The 18,877-nt window shown below is 67.2% G+C and carries 16 protein-coding genes; 4 read left to right on the forward strand and 12 right to left on the reverse strand.

Annotation, left to right across the window (positions count from 1 at the left end; translation table 11 throughout):
* Positions 1-127: 127 nt before the first annotated feature.
* From OG326_RS38690 to OG326_RS38710, 5 genes are all read right to left on the reverse strand, one after another.
* Positions 128-1,054 (reverse strand): LLM class F420-dependent oxidoreductase, encoded by a 927-nt coding sequence (locus OG326_RS38690; protein ID WP_327146723.1) that lies wholly within the window; start codon positions 1,052-1,054, stop codon positions 128-130.
* A gap of 13 nt (positions 1,055-1,067) precedes the next feature.
* Positions 1,068-2,228 (reverse strand): class I SAM-dependent methyltransferase, encoded by a 1,161-nt coding sequence (locus OG326_RS38695; RefSeq protein WP_327142058.1) that lies wholly within the window; start codon positions 2,226-2,228, stop codon positions 1,068-1,070.
* A 122-nt stretch (positions 2,229-2,350) separates the two neighbouring features.
* Positions 2,351-3,763 carry an MDR family MFS transporter gene (locus tag OG326_RS38700; RefSeq protein WP_327142059.1) on the reverse strand — a complete coding sequence of 471 codons (1,413 nt, stop codon included), beginning with the start codon at positions 3,761-3,763 and terminating at the stop codon, positions 2,351-2,353.
* A 186-nt stretch (positions 3,764-3,949) separates the two neighbouring features.
* A complete protein-coding gene (locus OG326_RS38705; protein ID WP_327142060.1) occupies positions 3,950-5,626 on the reverse strand; it encodes a DUF885 domain-containing protein in 1,677 nt (558 codons plus the stop codon).
* Between the two features lie 71 nt (positions 5,627-5,697).
* Positions 5,698-6,615: a ribonuclease Z gene (locus OG326_RS38710; RefSeq protein ID WP_327142061.1), complete on the reverse strand. Its 918-nt coding sequence runs from the start codon at positions 6,613-6,615 to the stop codon at positions 5,698-5,700.
* Positions 6,616-6,733: 118 nt separating this feature from the next.
* On the opposite strand from OG326_RS38710, the gene OG326_RS38715 reads away from it, so the two are divergent.
* Together OG326_RS38715 and OG326_RS38720 are read left to right on the forward strand one after the other, a co-directional pair.
* Positions 6,734-7,171, forward strand: coding sequence for a DUF6153 family protein (locus OG326_RS38715; protein ID WP_327142062.1), 438 nt, complete (start codon positions 6,734-6,736; stop codon positions 7,169-7,171).
* A 113-nt stretch (positions 7,172-7,284) separates the two neighbouring features.
* A complete protein-coding gene (locus tag OG326_RS38720; RefSeq protein ID WP_327142063.1) occupies positions 7,285-7,920 on the forward strand; it encodes a DUF305 domain-containing protein in 636 nt (211 codons plus the stop codon).
* Positions 7,921-8,013: 93 nt separating this feature from the next.
* Here the strand turns inward: OG326_RS38720 and OG326_RS38725 are convergent, their stop codons facing one another.
* From OG326_RS38725 to OG326_RS38735, 3 genes are all read right to left on the reverse strand, one after another.
* Positions 8,014-8,301 (reverse strand): hypothetical protein, encoded by a 288-nt coding sequence (locus OG326_RS38725; RefSeq protein WP_327146724.1) that lies wholly within the window; start codon positions 8,299-8,301, stop codon positions 8,014-8,016.
* Positions 8,302-8,451: 150 nt separating this feature from the next.
* A complete protein-coding gene (locus OG326_RS38730) occupies positions 8,452-9,978 on the reverse strand; it encodes an APC family permease (RefSeq protein ID WP_442790880.1) in 1,527 nt (508 codons plus the stop codon).
* 333 nt (positions 9,979-10,311) lie between these two features.
* A complete protein-coding gene (locus OG326_RS38735) occupies positions 10,312-11,352 on the reverse strand; it encodes an NAD(P)-dependent alcohol dehydrogenase (RefSeq protein ID WP_327142064.1) in 1,041 nt (346 codons plus the stop codon).
* Positions 11,353-11,491: 139 nt separating this feature from the next.
* Here OG326_RS38735 and OG326_RS38740 point away from each other — a divergent pair, with 139 nt between their 5' ends.
* Together OG326_RS38740 and OG326_RS38745 are read left to right on the forward strand one after the other, a co-directional pair.
* Positions 11,492-12,955 carry a flavin-containing monooxygenase gene (locus tag OG326_RS38740; protein WP_327142065.1) on the forward strand — a complete coding sequence of 488 codons (1,464 nt, stop codon included), beginning with the start codon at positions 11,492-11,494 and terminating at the stop codon, positions 12,953-12,955.
* A gap of 75 nt (positions 12,956-13,030) precedes the next feature.
* A complete protein-coding gene (locus OG326_RS38745) occupies positions 13,031-13,486 on the forward strand; it encodes an alpha/beta hydrolase fold domain-containing protein (RefSeq protein ID WP_327142066.1) in 456 nt (151 codons plus the stop codon).
* A 146-nt stretch (positions 13,487-13,632) separates the two neighbouring features.
* Here the strand turns inward: OG326_RS38745 and OG326_RS38750 are convergent, their stop codons facing one another.
* From OG326_RS38750 to OG326_RS38765, 4 genes are all read right to left on the reverse strand, one after another.
* Positions 13,633-14,202: a TetR/AcrR family transcriptional regulator gene (locus tag OG326_RS38750; RefSeq protein WP_327142067.1), complete on the reverse strand. Its 570-nt coding sequence runs from the start codon at positions 14,200-14,202 to the stop codon at positions 13,633-13,635.
* Between the two features lie 36 nt (positions 14,203-14,238).
* The gene (locus OG326_RS38755) at positions 14,239-15,468 is read right to left on the reverse strand and encodes a cytochrome P450 (RefSeq protein WP_327142068.1); all 1,230 of its coding nucleotides are present in this window, start codon (positions 15,466-15,468) and stop codon (positions 14,239-14,241) included.
* Between the two features lie 71 nt (positions 15,469-15,539).
* Positions 15,540-16,664, reverse strand: coding sequence for a BTAD domain-containing putative transcriptional regulator (locus tag OG326_RS38760; protein WP_327142069.1), 1,125 nt, complete (start codon positions 16,662-16,664; stop codon positions 15,540-15,542).
* Positions 16,665-16,810: 146 nt separating this feature from the next.
* A complete protein-coding gene (locus tag OG326_RS38765) occupies positions 16,811-18,778 on the reverse strand; it encodes a glycosyltransferase family 39 protein (RefSeq protein WP_327142070.1) in 1,968 nt (655 codons plus the stop codon).
* Positions 18,779-18,877 lie beyond the last annotated feature (99 nt).

Raw genomic sequence — 18,877 nt, forward strand, 5'->3', positions numbered from 1 at the left:
CCCGTACCGCTGGCAAGTTCCCAAGTGGCACGGATCGGACTAGTCGGACTTTACCTGACCTTTACCGTACGTGCTGCCCGGCAAACGTCGGGCATAGTTCCCGGCCATGCCCCGCAGCAGCGGGAAACTAGCCCAGCTGGCTCATGACCCGGTCGGCGATCAGCGCCAGGTGATCCAGATCCCGCAGATCCAGCATCTGCAGGTAGACCCGCGTGGTTCCGGCGATCTCGGCGTAGCGGGCGATCTTCTCGACCACCTCGTCCGGACTGCCGGCCAGGCCATTGGCCTTCAGCTCGTCCACCTCCCGGCCGATGGCCGCCGCGCGCCGAGCCACCTCGGCATCGGTGGCGCCGACACAGGCGACCAGAGCATTGGAGAAGGTCAACTCCTCCGGATCGCGGCCGATGGCCTTGGCGGCCCGGCGAACCCGGTCGAACTGCTCGGCGCAGGTCTCGGGCGATTGGAACGGCACATTGAATTCGTCGGCGTACTGCGCGGCCAGTCGCGGTGTGCGCTTCGCGCCCATACCGCCGATGACCACCGGGATCTTGGCCTGTGCGGGCTTGGGCAGTGCCGGTGAATCGGTGAGCGTGTAGTGCTCGCCGGTGTAGGAGAAGGTCTCTCCGGCCGGGGTGCCCCACAGGCCGGTGATGACGGCCAGCTGCTCCTCGAAGCGCGCGAACTTGTCGGCGGGGAACGGAATGCCGTAGGCGGTGTGCTCGGACTCGAACCAGCCTGCGCCGAAACCGAAGTCGACGCGGCCGCCGGACATGGCGTCGACCTGCGCGACCTCGATGGCCAGCACCCCGGGCGGACGGAAGGTCGCGGCGGTGACCAGGGTGCCGAGGCGGATGCGGCTGGTCTCGCGGGCGAGACCGGCCAGGGTGATCCAGGCGTCGGTCGGCCCGGGCAGCCCGTCGGCATCGCCCATGGCGAGGTAGTGGTCGGAGCGGAAGAAGGCGTCGTAGCCCAGGTCCTCGGTGGCCTTGGCCACGGTGAGCAGGGTGTCGTAACTGGCGCCCTGCTGAGGTTCGGTGAAGATACGAAGATCGATTCGGCCCATGCCTCTATTGTGCTTCCACCGCGGTGGAGGTGTGCAGCCCGCGTACCGAGCGGGTGACAGTGAATTTGCGATTGCGGCCCATCACCTCGGTCTTACCGACCATGCGCTCCATGACCCCGCGGTAATTGAGGTGCGAGTTGTAGACGGTCCACAGTTCGCCGCCGGGACGCAGTACCCGACCGGCCTGCTGGAACATCTTGATGGCGGAGCCGGTGTGCACGGCCGCGCCGACATGGAAGGGCGGATTGCACAGCACCAGATCGGCGCTGTTGTCCGGCGCGCTCGACATGGCGTCATCGCGCAGCACGGTGATCCGATCGGCCACCGCATTGGCCTCGGCGGTGGCACGGGTGGAGGCGACGGCCGCGGCCGACTGATCGGTGGCGGTAATGCGGATTCCGGGCCGGGCCTTGGCCAGCGCCACCGCGAGAATGCCTGTGCCGCAACCTAGGTCGATGGCATCCCTGGCATCGGGCTTCATCCGCCTGAGGTAGTCGAGCAGGAAGCGGGTGCCGATATCCAGCCGCGAACCGGAGAACGCGGCGCCGTGGGCGACCACCTCGAGGCCCTGATCGTCGAGCTGGTTGCGTACCGGAAACTGAGGATCCCCAGCGGTTTTCGGTTCGGTGGCCAGCAGGACGCGGGATTTCTGCCGCCCGCGGCTGGCCTGGACGGCGCCGAAGGATTCGGCCAGCACGTCATTCATGGCGGGGGTCAGGTACTTGTCCCGGCCGCCCGCGTACACCCGCACCTCCGGGGACGCGTAGCGCGCAATGGCATCGGCGATTTCGGCGAGTCCGGACAGCGCGCGCGGCAGCCGCCACAGCACCACCCGCACGTCCGCGAGCAGCCGCTCGCCCAGTTCCATGGCGGTGTATCGATCCGCCAGTCCGACCAGGCGCGCATTATTGGCCAGGGCGAGTTCACCGGTGAGCAGATCCTGGTGCACCCGAATGCCGCGCAGGTCGTAGGCGGCGACGGCGCCGAGCGTCAGCGCGCCGTAACCGTCGTCGATCACCGCCACCCGGCCATCCCCCGCTGCGGCAAGGGAATCGGCGGCGACATCCAGTAGCAACCGATCAGCGGCATCGACCGCATAGAGGTTCACCGCCTCCACATCCGGATACCGCCGCAATCGGCTCAGCACGTCCTCGACCTCAACCACACCTACAGTGTGCTGGATCATTGCCGACGCGTCCCATCGGGCCCGTGTCTGGCGGATGACAAAGGTTGCTCGACCAGCCAAAACGGACAAACCAAACCGATCGGTTCTGCGGCTTGACCCGACTAGTTTCGCGGCATGGTGGCTGCCGCCGCGATCATGACCACCGCCATGGCCGCGACGCCGAGAAAGACCAGGTGGATGGCGGGCGAGAGATCCTGCGGCGCCGGATGTTCGGTGCGGCCGATACGGGAATTCACCAGCGCGCCGAAGAGCGCCACGCCGAGTGCACTGCCCAGCGAGCGGGCGAACATATTGGTGGAGGTGACCACGCCGCGCTCGGACCATTCGACACTGGACTGTGCGGCAATGAGAGTGGGGCTGGCCACCAGGCCCATGCCCGCACCGACAATGAAGCAGCCCAGTGCCACCTGTAGCAGTGTGGAGCCCTCGTTCACCAGCAGGAGCGTGGCCGCGCCGAGGGCCGCGAGCACACTGCCGATGAGAGAGGTCGCGCGGAATCCTATGCGCAGGTAGACCTTTCCGGCCTGTGAGGCGGTCATGGGCCAGCCGAGCGTGAGGGCTCCGACCGTCAGCCCCGCCACCAGCGCACCGGTGCCGAGCACACTCTGCGCGAAGGTCGGCACATACGAGGTGAGGCCGAGCAGTACCGCGCCGACGAGCAGTGAGACCAGACTGCTGGCCACCAGCACGCGGCGGGTGAGAACCCACAGCGGCAGAATCGGATTCGCGGCCCGGCGCTCGACGAGGCCGAACAGAATCAGCACCAGCAGGCCCGCCGCGAAGAGCGCGATGCTGGCCGGCGAGGTCCACGCCCACGCCTGCCCGCCCTCCAGCAGCGCCAGCATGAGCCCGCCCGCTCCGACGGTCAGCAGCCCCGCCCCGAGATAGTCGATGCGATGTCGTTGCCGCGGTGCGCTTTCGGTGAACTTCCGCAGGATCATCCAGGCCGCCACCGCGGCCAGCGGCAGATTGATCAGGAAAATCCAGCGCCAGCTGATGTATTCGGAGAACACTCCGCCGAGCAGTGGGCCGAGCACCGAGGAGGCCGCCCAGACGCTGGCCAGATAGGCCTGCACCTTCGCCCGCTCCTGAACGGTGTAGATATCGCCGGCGATGGTGATGGCCATCGGCCCCACCGCACCCGCGCCGATCCCCTGCACCGCCCGAAAGACAATGAGCCCCAGCATGCTGGTGGCCAGCCCGCACAGCAGCGAACCCAGCGCGAACACCGCAATCCCGAAGAGCATCACCGGCTTCCGCCCCACCATATCGGCGAGCTTCCCGTACACCGGCACCGTCACCGCCTGCGCCAGCAGATAAATACTGAACAGCCAGGGGAATTGCGCGAACCCGCCGAGCTGATCGGTAATCGTCAGCACCGCCGTGGCGATAACAGTCGAGTCCAGCGCCACCAGCGAGGTAGCCAACATAATGGCCCCCAGCACCGGCCCCCGCTCCGACCGCAACCCCACAGCCGCCGCCGATTCGGTAGCAGTCACCAGCAACCCCCTCATCACCTCGACCCGATAATCAAGTCGAACACCGTGCACCCGCACCTATTCCGAAGCCACCGACAGCCGGCCCGCAACCGCGGTAACCGACAAATCGCCCGTGCTCCCCGATCAGAGAATCACACCCGACCCTTCCCCGTCAGGCCCTCCCCCGGCGCGACGGACGGCCGGGCATGGCTCGGCCTGGGATCAGAGGGTGGCGACCAGGTTTCGGAGGACGGGGAGGCTTACGGAGCCGGAGCCCAGGACCTTGTCGTGGAAGGTTTTGATGTCGAAGGCGGGGCCTAGGCGGCGTTCGGTGGCGGCGCGTTGGCGGCGGATTTCGAGTTGGCCGACCTTGTAGGCGACGGCTTGGCCGGGCATGGCGATGTAGCGGTCGACCTCGGTGCGGATTTCGTCTACGCCGACAGGGGCGTTGGCGACCATGAAGTCGATGGCCTGCCGGCGGGTCCAGCCCTTGGCGTGCAGGCCGGTGTCGACGACCAGGCGGCAGGAGCGCCAGGAGTCGGCGGCCAGCATGCCGATGCGGGTGAGATCGTCCGGGTACAGGCCCATTTCGTCGGCGAGGCGTTCGGTGTAGAGCGCCCAGCCCTCCACGAAGGCGGTGTTGGAGAACGACATGCGCTGGAAGCGGGGCAGATGGTCGAGCTCATTGGCAATGGTGAGCTGCAGGTGATGGCCGGGGATGGCCTCGTGGTAGGCGACCGAGGCGGTCTCATACCTATTGCGGCCCTTGGGATCATGCTGGTTGACGAAATACGCGCCGGGGCGCGAACCGTCGGCGGCGGGCGGGAAGTAGTAGGCCGCGGGCGCATCGGCCGCCAGGAACTCCGGCACGGGAAGAATGTCGCAGGACTCGCGGGGCAGCCGGCCGAACCAGTTCCCCATCTCGGCCTGTGCGGCGGCCAGGCACTGCCGCGCATCGACCATGATCTCCTCGCCGTCGCCGTAGCGCAGCCCGGAGTCCTCGCGCAGCCGGGCGAAGATCTCGCCGAGGTCGGTGAGACCGAAGAGCCGGCCGCCCACCTCGGCGTATTCGGTACGCAGCCCGTCCAATTCGTCGAGCCCGAGCTGATGGATCTCGTCCGCGCCCAGATCGGACAGGGTGGTGTGCTGACGCAGCAGGGTGCGATAGATATTCGCGCCGTCCTCGCCGAGCCAGCACAGCCCGGGCTGCTCATCGGAGCGCGCGGCGGGGAGCAGCTCGTCTGCGAGCACATCCCGGTAGGCGCGGAAGGCGGGCCGGATGACATCGCGTGCGACCTCGGCCAGGTCTGCGCGCCAAGCGGTTTCGCCGTCCCAGTTCGGCGGGCCGGGGAAGGTGACGAACGGGTCGGCGGCGATTTCCGAGGCCAGGTACCCGTCCAGCTGGTTGAGCGAACGCTCGATGGCAATGCGCGCCGGGGTGCGCCCGGCGGCCAGCCCGGCGCGGAAGCGCTGCACGGCCTGGTCCAGGAGCTGACCGAACTGCCGGTAGCGCTGCACCAACTTCAGCGCGTTCTCCGGCTCCGGCGCATTGAGCTGCGGAGCCATGGTGAGCAGACTCGCGTGCACACCGGTCATCTGGTCGGAGGCCAGCTCGATCGGCCGCCATTCCAGATTGGCTGCGGCGGAGGCCAGCTCGGTGCGCAGCAGACTGCGGGTGACCTGGTCCTCGGCGGTCAGCCCCTCGGGATCGAGGGCGTCGACCTCGGTCAGCAACTCCCGCCAGGTACCGAGCAGCCGCTGTTCGGCGGCCTCCGACAGATCCTCGATCCGATCGTCGAATCGCCTGTCCCCCAACAGGGTTGCCTCACTGGGCGCCGCCTCCAGCATGGCGTCCCAATACCGGTCGGCAAGAGCGATCAGTTCCTCATGCGCATCCATACGACCCACTGTATCTTTGGCCTCCGCTTCGCTCCGGGGGGTGAAGGCGAGCGTGCCTGGTAGGAAGTTGATCAGCGGCGCGGCGGCAGCGGAATCCGCATCAGATCCTCGGCCACCACGATCTCACCGTCGAACTGCGCCCGAGCCTCGGCCAGATGCACATCGAGCGTCCGATACCGCTGCGAGAAATGCGTGAGCACCAGTGTCCGCACCTTCGCGCGCGCCGCCACCGCACCCGCCTGCCCCGCGGTCAGATGACCGAATTCCGTGGCGAGATGCGTATCGGCATCCACAAAGGTGGCCTCGATGACCAGCATGTCCACCCCCGCGGCCAGTTCGTGCACACCCGCGCACAGCCGCGTATCCATGACGAATGCGAAGCTCTGCCCCCGCCGCAGCTCACTGACCTCGTCGAGCCGAACGGTTCGCCCGTCGAATTCCACCTCGCCGTCCCGCTGCAATTTCCCGACCACGGGCCCGGAGAGCCCGAACTCCCGCAGCCGCTCCGGCACGATGCGGCGCCCGTCGGGTTCGGTGAGCCGATAGCCGAAGGCCTCCACTGGATGCGACAGCGGAGCCGTATGCAGTGCGAAAGGCGCTGCGGGCCCGGGTAGTTCACCGGCTTCGGAGATCGGGTGCGGCCGCAGATCCCCGGTCTGGTGGTACGAGGTGGAGCTGCACAGCCGCTGGAAGTACTGCTCACCGGACGCCGGGTAGTAGACGTCCACCGGGTGCGGCACCTTGTCGAGGCTGATGCGCTGGACAACCCCGGCCAGTCCGAGGCTGTGGTCGCCGTGGAAGTGGGTGATGCCGATGCGGGTGAGATCGGTGGCGGAAACCCCCGCATAGATCATCTGCCGCTGAGTGCCCTCCCCCGGATCGAAGAGCAGTCCTTCGCCGTCCCAGCGCAATAGATATCCATTGTGGTTGCGCTGTTTGGTCGGTACTTGGCTGGCTGTTCCCAGAATGACCAGTTCGCGCTGTGACACGGCGTCAGACTAACGTCCGGCCCGCGTCTACTCCTGGCAGTGCCGTTCCGGGCGCGCCATCCGAACGCCCCGGGCGCGCCCTCCGGAGATACCAGGCGGGGGTATTAGAATGGCCGCCGTGGTGGAACAGCAGGCACACGAAACCCGGTACATCCGGGCATTCGGGCTGTTCACCCTGCTCGCCGGAATCGCGATCATGCATTCGGTGATTTTCGGTATGGGTTCGAGCCATCACGAGTCCACCATGGTCACGGACTCCACCATGGTCACGGACTCCGCGATGGTCACGGTCGCGGGCGCGATGAGCGCCGAGCACACCACGACCGTGCCCGGCTGCCCCGGTGGCGATTGCGACAGCGGCCACGCCGGAATGCACGGCTGTCTCTTCGTACTCACCACGCTCCTGCTGGCGCTCGGATTGGCCCTGCTGGGCCGGCTCCGTCTCCGCCGGCGCGATGCCCCTGCCACCAGGGTGCGGCGATCGAGCCCGCACCGCGCCCGTCCGCCACCGTGGACGGTGCTCTCTTTGGCCGAATTGGCGATTCTGCGCGTCTGATGGACCGCCGCTGCCGCGTATCACGCACGCGGAAGCGGGTTTTCGCATGCTCACCCCCCGGGTCTTCGCATGCCTATCACCAGGTTCTCGAGCAATCACCAAGGAGCACAACCATGTTCACCACCACCCGCATCAAGTTCGCCGTCGTCGCGGGCACCGCCGGACTGGCCCTGATCGCCGCGGGCTGTAGCACCGACGATCCGTCCTCGACTCCCGCCGCGACCGGCACAACGTCCATGTCCGGCATGGATCACGGCTCCGCGACGAGCACGGCGGCACAGCCCGCCACCCGCAGCGATTTCAACGATGCCGATGTCACCTTCTTGCAGATGATGTACCCGCATCACGCGCAGGCGGTGGATATGGCGAAGCTGGTCCCCAGCCGTTCCCAGAATCAGCAGTTGATCACCCTCGCCAAGAATGTGGAGCAGGCGCAGGCGCCGGAGATGCAGCAGATGACAACGCTGCTGCAGGCTTTCGGCAAGGGTGCGCCCAGCGACACGATGGGCCATGAGGGCATGGCCGGCATGATGTCGGCCGATCAGATGAAGTCGCTGGAAGCCCTGTCGGGCCCCGAATTCGACAGGCAGTGGATGCAGATGATGATCGAGCATCACCGGGGCGCGATCGCCATGGCGAATACCGAACTCGCGAGCGGCACGAACGCCGATGCGAAGGCCATGGCCCAGGCGATCGTCACCGGCCAGCAGGCCGAGATCGATCAGATGAACACCATGCTCGCCCAGTAGTCCCCACCGGAAATGGCAACGGGTGCACCGGTTTCCGGTGCACCCGTACCTTGCAGCCGCCGATCGCCGAGCCGGGTCGCAGCGCGCCCGCGATCAGTTGCCGATGACCGTATTCATGATCGTTCCGGCACTGGTGGCGGTGGCGCCGCCGATCATGGCGCCGGCCACCATCTTCGGCGATTCCAGACCGCCGCCGCTCCACTTCTCCCAGGCGAAGCGGCCGCCGCCGTAGGTGATGGCGGTGACGCCGGAGAGCATGGTGAACCAGGTGAAGTACCGGACCAGCTTCATCAGCTTGTCCGCCACCGGCGGGGTCTCCGGTGTCGGGTTGCCGATCTGCGCGACAACAGTCGTGTATGTCTCGTGCATGGCGAGGAGCATGCTCACGATCGGTTCCTCTCGGATGCTGAGGTGATGCCGGTGGGGCGGATCTTGTGTCGCAACTCTCACTAGTTGGAGTCATTACACCTCATCCGGCCAGGTGGAGTCATGACGACACACCACCGGCATCGAACTCGAGCAGCCGATCAGCTACTGATTTTTGGTAACTTCCCGATTCGCCCTGCCGAGCAGCGAATGCTTGCGGCCGTAGAGGAAGTACACGGCGAAGCCGACGGCCATCCAGATGACGAACCGCAGCCAGGTCTCCACCGACAGGTTGAACATGAGCCAGGCACAGGCGATGACCGCCAGAATCGGCACGAACGGCACCAGCGGCACCCGGAAGCCGCGCTTGAGATCGGGGCGGGTGCGGCGCAGCACGATCACGCCGAGCGACACCAGCACGAACGCGAAGAGCGTGCCGATATTGACCATCTCCTCCAGGGTGCCGAAGTCCACGAATCCGGCCAGCACCGCACAGATGACGCCGACGATGGCGGTAATGCGGACCGGCGTGCCCCGGGATCCGGTCTTGGCCAGCTTGCGCGGCATGAGCCCGTCACGCGACATGGCGAACAGCACCCGGGTCTGGCCGAGGAACAGCACCATCACGACGGTGGTCAGACCGGCCAGCGCGCCGATGGAGATGATGTTCTTGGCCCAGGTGACCCCGTGCACCGCGAAAGCCGTGGCCAGAGTGGCGTCCTCACCCTGCAGATCGGTGTAGGGCACCATGCCGGTCAGCACCAGCGACACCGCCACATAGAGCACGGTGACGATGGCCAGCGAGCCGAGAATGCCGCGCGGCACATTGCGCTGCGGGTCCTTGGTCTCCTCGGCCGCAGTGGCGACCACATCGAAGCCGATGAAGGCGAAGAACACGATGCTGGCCGCCGCCAGCAGGCCGTACCAGCCGAAGCTGCTGTGCCCGCCGCCGGTGACGAGCTGGAACAGCGTCTGATGCAGCTTGCTCGTCTCGGCGCCGGTGTTGGGCACCGATTTCGGGATGAACGGCTTGAGATTGGAGGCCTTGAAGTAGGTCAGGCCGACCACGACCACCAGGGCGATGACGGCCAGTTTGATGGCGACCGCGACCGCCGAGACCCGCGAGGACAGCTTGGTGCCCATGGCCAGCAGCACCGCCAGGATCGCGATGAGAAGTACTGCGCCCCAATCGAATTTGATCGAGCCGAAGTGCCAGATCGCGGGGCGGTCACCCATGACCGTGCCGAGGTACTGCGACCAGCCCTTGGCGACGACGGAGGTGCCGAGCGCGAATTCCAGAATGAGGTCCCAGCCGATGATCCAGGCGATCAGTTCACCGAAGGTGGCGTAGGAGAAGGTGTACGCGCTACCGGCCACCGGCACGGTCGAGGCGAATTCCGCGTAGCAGAGCGCGGCCAGCCCGCAGGCCACGGCGGCGAAGACGAAGGCCAGCGAGACCGCGGGTCCGGCCATCTGACCGGCGGTGCGCGCGGTGAGGGTGAAGATACCGGCGCCGACCACCACCGCGACACCGAAAATGGTGAGGTCCCACGAGGTCAGGTCTTTGCGGAGTTTGGCATCCGGCTCGTCGGTGTCGCGCAGGGACTGCTCGACGGACTTGGTGCGGAACAGTCCGGTGGTACGGCCGGCGGGCGGCCCTGACACCTCCGGCTGCGGGTCCGATATCGCCACTATGTCTCCTCTATCTGGCTTCGCGGCAACAATGCAGTATTCCTTGCCATCGCATGCAACCGGCAGACAGAAACCCTGGTCCTGCCCCGGTCAGTGCTCTCGGTCTCGGGGCGAGACCTGAGTTGTCGGCGTCACATCGCACCGTATCACCAACTGGTACGAACCAGTTCAGCAACTGGACGGCCAACATTCGCCGGATTGGCATGGATGACGGTTACCCGCACATCGTCGAACGAACCGCTCCAATCGGTCGCATCTACCCCTTCCCACATATGACAACGGGCTCGGCGGCGGCAGTTTCCTGCCGCCGCCGAGCCCGGCGCGGATCGATGATCAGGGGACGAGTACCGCCCGGCCCCGGATCTGACCTTTGTCCAAGCGCTGCAAGGCTTCTGCGCCGTCGGCGAGATCGAAGCGCTCGACTTCTATGCGCAGCAGGCCGGCCTGGGCCAGGCCTACGCAGTCGTAGAGGTCACTTCGGGTGCCGCCCAGCGACTTTCGCACCGTGGCGCCCCAGGGCCAGCCGGGTCCACCGGCGGGGCCGGAGGTGATTTCCGGTGCGCCGCCGCCAATGCCGACCATGCGATAGGCGCCGTTGGGCGCCACGGTTTCCACTGCCAGCTTGGCGGTGGCGTCCACGCCGACGAAGTCGAAGACCGCTTCCGCGCCACGGCCGCCGGTCAGCTCGAGAATCTCCTTGGCGGTGTCGTCGCCCACCAGCAGGCCCAGGTCCGCACCGCAGGTGGCGGCCAGATCGAGCTTCTCCTGAGCCACGTCCACCGCGATCACCCGCACACCGCTGATGGCCCGCAGGATCTGCACGGCCACATGCCCGAGTCCGCCGATGCCGATGGCGAGGGCGGTTCCACCGGGCCGCAGCACATCCCGCGCGCCGCGAATGGCGTGGTAGGCGGTGAGCGCGGCGTCGGCGACCGGTGCGGCCTGCAGGAAGTCCAGATCGCCGATGGGCACGAACGAGGTGGCCGGAATGCGGACGTACTCCGCCATACCGCCCTCGAGGGTGAGCCCGGGGCACGGCGGCATGGCGGTGCGACCGGCGGCAATGCAGACGTTCTCATTGCCGCTCACACATTCGCGGCAGACCCCGCAGGTCCAGAACAGGTACACCAGACCGCGTTCGCCGATATCGCGTCCGCTGACATCGGAGCCGATGGCCTCGATGGTGCCCGCGATCTCGTGGCCGAGGGTGAGCGGATCTTCGCGCAGCTGGTACGGGAAGTTGACCAGGGTCACGTCCGAGTGGCAGACGCCGGCCGCGCCGACCCGCAGCAGCAGGTCGTTCGGTCCGATATCAGGGACCGGAATGTCGTTGACCGCGACTTTTTCGGGACCGGTCCACTGGAGTGCTCGCATAGTTGTTCCTCGGCTCGACCTTGTGATCTGTCGCACAAGGTAGCACTCACTTTACATTGCGTCTAGCCACTAACAGATTGTCTACCGATATTCGGAAAAGGCTCCCGGGCGGCCGGACGCACACCTAGGCTGCGGTGCCATGAACGAACCGCGGATCGCCATCGTCGGCGCCGGGATCTCCGGCATTGCCATGGGCGTCGCACTGCGGCGGGCCGGATTCACAGATTTCACCCTGTTCGAGAAGGCCGCGGATTACGGCGGCACCTGGCGCGACAACACCTATCCGGGCCTGGTGTGCGATGTGCCGTCGCGCTACTACCAATTCACCTTCGCTATGAATCCCGAATGGTCCCAGCTGTATTCGGGCGGTCCGGAGATCAAGGAGTACCTGGCCGGGGTGGCGCGCGATCAGGGTCTGCGGCGCCACACCAGATTCGGCGCCCAGGTGGTCGGCGCACGGTTCCAGGAGAACGGCTGGCAGGTCACGCTGGCCGGCGGCGAGGTGGAGCGCTTCGACTTCCTCATGTGCGCAACGGGATTCCTGCATCACCCGAATCGACCGGCCATTGCGGGTCTGGACGATTTCGCCGGACCGGTCATGCATTCGTCCCGCTGGGATCACGAGGTCGACCTGACCGGTAAGCGCGTCGGGGTGATCGGCACCGGCTCGACCGGCACCCAGCTGGTGAGCGCACTGGCCGGGCAGGTGCCGAAAGTCGTGATGTTCCAGCGGACTCCGCAGTGGATACTGCCGACGGTCAACAAACCGTATTCGGAGCTGGCCAAGCGGGCGTACCGGCGGCTGCCCGCACTCGGCTCGGCCGCCTATCACACGAATCGCGCGTTCTTCGCGGCCTTCTCGCAGGGCCTGGTGCACGAGGGCCGGGTCCGCAGGCTCATCCAGTGGGTGGTGGAGCGAAACCTGAAGTCGGTCAAGGATCCTGAGCTCCGCCGCAAGCTGACACCGGATTACCAGGCCATGTGCAAACGCCTGGTGGTGTCGGATCGCTTCTATGCCGCCGTGCAGCGACCGGATGTCGAGCTGGTCACCAGCGGCATCGAGGAGGTGCTCGAGAACGGCGTCCGCACCGCGGACGGGCAGACGCACGAGCTCGATATCCTGGTGCTGGCAACAGGATTCGATTCGCACGCCTATATGCAGCCGATGGCGCTCACCGGCGCCGGTGAGCGCACCCTGGATCAGGCCTGGGCGGACGGCCCGCGCGCCTTCGAGGGCGTCATGATGCCGGACTTCCCGAATTTCTTCATGCTGGTCGGCCCGCACAGCCCCTTCGCCAATCATCCGCTCACCGCCGTCGCCGAGGCCCAGTCCTTCCGCATCGTGAGCTGGTTGCAGCGTTGGCGCACAGGAGAATTCGCGGCTGTGGCGCCGACACACGCCGCCACCGATCGCTACAATGCGCAGATGCGGGCCGCCGCCTCGAGCACCGTGTGGACCACCGGCTGCCAGAGCTGGTACCTGGGCAAGGACGGATTGCCCGAGCTGTGGCCGTGGAGTCCGGGCCGCTACGAGAAGCTCATTCGCCGCGCGCCCGATCCGGTCGACTACCACCTGAACCGTCAGATCATGAGCCGGAAATGAGTCCGCTGTGCTGAAATCCCTGTTGCGCTTCACCTCCCGGCTCATGGGCGCGTACTGGTTCGCCGCGGCCCCCGATTGGGAGCTGGCCCGCCGCCGCGCCGAGATGACCACCGCCAACTCGCGCGCACCGCGCAGCTGGACTTCTCCCCCGACTCCGCGGCGTTCCACTGCGGTCCGACCCGGGAACCGCTGATCACCCCCAGGGTCATCGAGCTGTTCCTCGACGCCTACCTCCCGGGGATCCCCGCGGCCCAGCGCCACGCCCTGTCCCCGCTCCACCGCGACCTCACGGGACTGCCTCCCATAGTGGTCCACTCAGCCGGCGAGGATCCGCTCTCCGGCGACGCCCGCCGCCTCGCCGCCCGCGCCACCGAACTCGGTGTCCCCCTGCGACATCGCGAGTACCGCAAGGTCTGGCACGTCTTCCACGCCATGCCCATGAAGTCCGGCCGAGACGCCACCCGAGACCTGGCCGCCATGCTCACCGAAGGCATCTACGGCCACCGCACCGGCTACCGAGCCACCAGCTAGGAACCGAATCACCCGTCATCCCGGCATGGGTTCGGCCGAGATCCACACCGGCAGTGCTCTCACCGGCTTCTGTGGATCCCGGCCAAAATCACGCCTGGATGACGGACCTGCCGCACACCGGGGTCCGCGATTTCAGGCGGCGCACGTCAGGCGATGACGCGGGAGATTGTCGGTGCGACGAATTCCTCGAGCATGGCTCGCTCTTCGGCATCGTCGCGCCCCGGCGCGGAGAGCAGCGAGACGATGATCCGGGTGAGCCAGCGCGCGAGGCGACTGCGTTCCGGGTCGGTGAGGCCCATGGGTGTAAAAAGCCCTGCCGCAATGGATTCGACAACAGTGGAATCCTGGCTGATGCGTCCGGCCGACCCGGCCTCGCCGGGCCGGAACCAGGCGATGAGCAGGGGGTCCGCGCGCACTTCGTGGACCGCCGCGAGCATGGCGTCGACCACCCATTCGCCCGGATCCTCGGTGGTGCGGGCCTGAGCCGCGATGCGCGCGGCAATGCGACGGGTTTCGCGGTGCACGAAGGCCAGCCGCACCGCCTGCCGATTGTCGAAGTATCGATACAGGGTGGCGCGTGAGCAGCCCGCGGCCTTGGCGATATCGCCCATGCCGACGGCGGTGACGCCGCGCTCGGCGAAGAGCGCGGCGGCGGCATCGAGTATGCGTTCGGCGGCGAGGTCGGCGCGATCATCGGACAACCAGTCCCGGCTCATATCGCCTCCCTTCCGCCTGAACACATTCGATCGAGACTACCGATGCGCCTGGAACGGCACGCTCATGGGCCAGCGCACGTAGTTTCCGTTGGACCAGGTGACATTCTCGAGGTCGACGGAGAAGTCGGGGCAGCGGGCGAGCAGTTCTTCGAGCGCCACCCGCGCCTGCATACGCGCGGCGGCCGCGCCGAGGCAGTGGTGATGTCCGTGGCTGAAGGTCATGATCCGCTTGGGATTGCGGCGCACGTCGAGTTCGCCTGCGGTGGCGCCGAATTCCCGCTCGTCGCGATTGGCGGATCCGTACAGCAGCAGCACCTTGCGCCCGGCGGGGATGGTGGTGTCGTGCAGCTCCACATCCCGGGTGGCGGCGCGGGCCAGCCCCTGGACGGGCGAGGTCATGCGCAGGAATTCCTCCACCGCATCGGGGATGAGTTCCGGATTCTCGACCAGCAGTCGCCGCTGCTCGGGGTACTGCTCCAGCAGCTGCACCGCGCCGCCGAGATTGCCCGTGGTGGTGTCGTTTCCGCCGGTGATCATGGTGAAGGCGAAGCCGAGAATGGCCAGGATGCCCTCGTTGTCACCGTCTTCACCGAGTCCCGAGGAGAGCAGATGCGAGATGGTGTCGTCGCCGGGCTCGGCGCGGCGGCGCGCGATGAGCTCCGCGAAGTAGCCCACCATTTCGCCTACGGCAGAGGGCAATTCGCCGCCCGCGGCGATCTTCGCACCGTCGATGGCGCCGCCGACGATGGCATAGGTCCACTCGTCGAACTTGCCCTGATCCGCCTCCGGCACACCGAGATAGTGCGCCACGACCATGGTCGGCAGCGGCTTGAACAGCTCGCCGACAATGTCCCCGGACCCGGCTTTGCGCAGCTGCTCGAGGCGCTCCACGACGAAGGCCCGCACCGCCGGTTCCACCGAATTCACCTGGCGCGGTGTGAATCCCGCCGCCACCCGGCGCCGGAAATCGGTGTGCTCGGGCGGGTCCATGAAGACGAACGGCTTGATCGGAATGCCCGCCGCCTCCAGGCTCATATAGTCCACGGTCAGTCCGGAGGCGGAGGAGAACGTCTCGGGGTCGCGCGCCGCGGCGTAGACGTCCTCATGGCGGGACAGCACATAGAAGTCGTCCTGTTCCCGGTCACCGGGAACGACGCGATGCACCGGATCGTATTCCCGCAGTGCCGCGTACATCGGCCAGGGATTACGCCAGGTGTCCCCCGACATCAGCTCGAAACGCACTTCCTGAGACGCCATTGAACTCATGAACCGACGGTAAGACAAATGGCGCAGTTTGTCTAGAACTTGTTTCAGAAAGCAGCTGCTGTCGCCCCCGATCACGTTCCCTGTATGAGCACGAAGGTGAACTCGGTATCACCGATCCGCACCCGGACCCCGTCTGCGAGAACGGCGCTGTCCACCACCCGCATGCCGTCGACGTGCACACCGTTCGACGACATCAGATCCTTGACCACATAGGTCAGGCCGTTGTCGATGATCAGGGCGTGGTGCCGGCTGACCCGGCCGTCGGCGAGCGCGATGTCATTGTCCGACAGCCGCCCGATACGGGTCATGGCTCCGGTGATCGGGTGCACATTGCCGTCGTGATCCCGCAGAATCGCCTGTGGCTCATGCCAACTGCGGTCGACAATGGTCGTCGCGCGGGTGGCGGAGGCGGCGCCCGCCGCACCCGCGGTGAGCGGATCCTGGCGCAGTATGCGCGCCTCCAGCTCACGAATGCGCGGGCTCGGGTCGATGCCGAGCTCCACGGCGAGCGTGGCGCGCAATCGCCGCGCCGCCTCCAGCGCGTCCGATTGCCGCCCGGCGAGATAGAGCGCGGTAATCAGCTGCTCCCACAGGGATTCGCGCAGCGGATGCTCGCGCACCAGCAGTGTCAGTTCGGCGATGACCGAATCGGCGCGCCCCTGGGCGATATCGGCCTCGGCCCGCGCCTCGATCACGCCCAGCCGCTCGTCGTCGAGCGCCACCGCATAGGCATCGGCGAATTCGAGTCCGCGCAGATCCGACAGCACCGGCCCGCGCCACTGTGCCAGCGCCTCGGACAGCGCCTGGCCCGCCGCCGGAAACCGGCCCGCGGCCAGCGCGCGCAGACCGACCTCGCGGCGGGTCCGGAAGCGGAAGACATCGCAGGCGGCATCGTCGACCACGATCCGATATCCGGTGCCCATGTGCTGCAGCACCGTGCGCGCGTCGATACCGCCGTCGCGCAGCGGTTTCCGCAGATTGGAGACGATGGCGTGCAGACTGACGCGCACATCGGGCGGCGGCGTCTCCTCCCAGACGGCGGCGGCGAGCGCATCCACCGATACCGGCCGGTTCGCATTGAGGGTCAGATACGCCAGTACCGCACGCTGTTTCGGCCCGCCGAGCTGCTGGGGCACACCGTCGATGGTGAGTTGCACCGGGCCCAGTACGCCCACCTGTGCGCGTACCTCGGCCATCGCCGAACTCCTCACGCCCGCCCCTGCTGATCGACCGCAACTCTAACTTTTCCATCGCCGTCGCGCGGGCCGCTGTGACGAACCGGGAGATGAGAAACCGGCCGCCCGGCTCGATAACTCAGCGGGAGCGGCCGGTCTTCGTACGCCTAGGTATCGAGGCGGTAGACCTCCATATTGCCCAGCATCGTCACCGGGAAGTTGGCCTTGACCCAGGCGGTGATCTGCGCCGAGGTCGACTCGGTGTCCGAGCGCCAGCCGCCGTCCTGCTTACGCTGCTGGACCAGGTAGTAGCCCACCTGATGATCGGCCACATAACTCTGGAACTGCGCGAGCGTCGGGGATTCGTCCCGGCCGCTGAAGCCGCCCACCGCCAATAGTGCTGCGCCCGTGCGCAATTCGATGGCACTGACCTGCGATGCGCCGACCGCCGCGGCGGCCCAGCGGTTGTTCGCCGCGGTGATGAGGCTGTCGAGCTGCGGATCGGCGCTGCCGCCGTCCCGGCCGCCCTGCCCGTGCGACGGACGCGGCGGGCCGGCGATCGGACTGCCGCCCTCCTGCGTCTGGGCGACCGTCTCCAGCGTGTACACGGTCGGTCCGATCAGCGCGGAAAACAGTGCGACACCGGCGATCACCAGTCCGTAGCGCCGGAACCTGGTCACTCCCAGCACCATGGCGGCGGCCGCCAGTGCCAGCACGGCGATGCTCCAGCGCAACCCGGGCAACCAGTCGGGCGTGCGGTGCAGCAGCTCGAAGGTCCAGACGCCCGTGGCAATCAGCATGAGCGCCAAGATGATTCGGGCCGCGAGCTGATCACGCCGCTGCCACAGCTGAGTCGCGCCGATGCCGACCAGCGCGGCAATGGCCGGCGCCAGCATGACCGAGTAGTAGGAGTGGAACGAGCGGCTCATATAGCTGAGCACCGCGGCCGTCACCAGCAGCCAGCCGCCCCACAGCACCAGTCCGGCGCGCACCCGGTCGGTGCGGACCACGCGGCGGGTGAGCCACAGTCCGGCGATCAGCCCGATGAGCGCGGCGGGCAGCAGCCAGGAGAATTCGGTCGCGAGTTCGCCGTGGAACAGCCGGGTCACACCGGGGTGGCTGTCGCCGAATCCCCCGAAACCGCCGCGCGGTTGGCCCCCGCCACCGGAGGCCACCACGGCGTCCACCGGCGGAGCAGGTTTCGGCTGCGGTGTGGCGGCGGGATGCCCACCGCCGCCGCCGTGATTGCCGAAGACCCGGCCGAGGCCGTTGTAATCGACGGCCAGCTCCCAGAGCGAGTTCGAGGTGGAGCCGCCGATGAACGGCCGCGAATCCGCGGGCCACAGCTCCACCAGCGCCACATACCACCCGGCCGAAACCACCAGCGCGGCACCGGCGGTCGCCAATTTCGCTATGCGAGAAAGGATTCCGCCCGCTCCGGCGAGCAGCACCACCAGCGCGAGACCGGGGAGCACCAGGAACGCCTGCATCATCTTGGTGAGGAAGCCCAGGCCCATCAGCACGCCCGCGCCCACCAGCCAGCCGGTGCTCTCCGACCGCCAGCGCGCATCGGGCGCGTCAACGGCCCGCACCGTGCAGTAGGCCGCGCCGACCAGTACGAGCGTCAGCAGTGCGTCGGGGTTGTCGTAGCGAAACATCATGGCCGCCACCGGAGTCACCGCGAGCGCGGTTCCGGCGAGCAGTCCGGCCGCGGGACCCGCCCACCGGCGGACAGTGGCGAACAGCAGCCCCACGGCGGCGACGCCCATGAGCGCCTCGGGCGCGAGCATGGACCACGAATTGAATCCGAAAACGCGGCCGGACAGGGCCATGACCCACATGGCGGCCGGCGGCTTGTCCACGGTGATGGCGTTCTGCGGATCCAGCGAGGCGAACAGCAGCGCCTTCCAGCTCTGGGTTCCGGACTGCACGGCCGCGGCGTAGTACGGATTGGTCCACCCCGCACCGCCGAGTCCCCACAGGTAGACCACCGCGGTCACTATCAGTAGGGCAAACAGACCGGGCCGCTCCCAGCGGGGGCGATCCGGCGGGCCGAAGATCAGCGGCTCCCACCGCGATCGGTGGACCGCTTCCACCGATATCTCTTCTTCCGCAACGCTGATGGCTGCCGTCATGCCCGCAGAACCCTCCTTCTACTCCACACGTCTTCGAGCTGGACTCGCGCAGGATATGCAGGTTGTGTGTGGTTCGGGTCCAGCGAAGCTGGGAGTCGC

Origin of the sequence: Nocardia sp. NBC_01327, assembly GCF_035958815.1 — a bacterium.
GTDB lineage: Bacteria > Actinomycetota > Actinomycetes > Mycobacteriales > Mycobacteriaceae > Nocardia.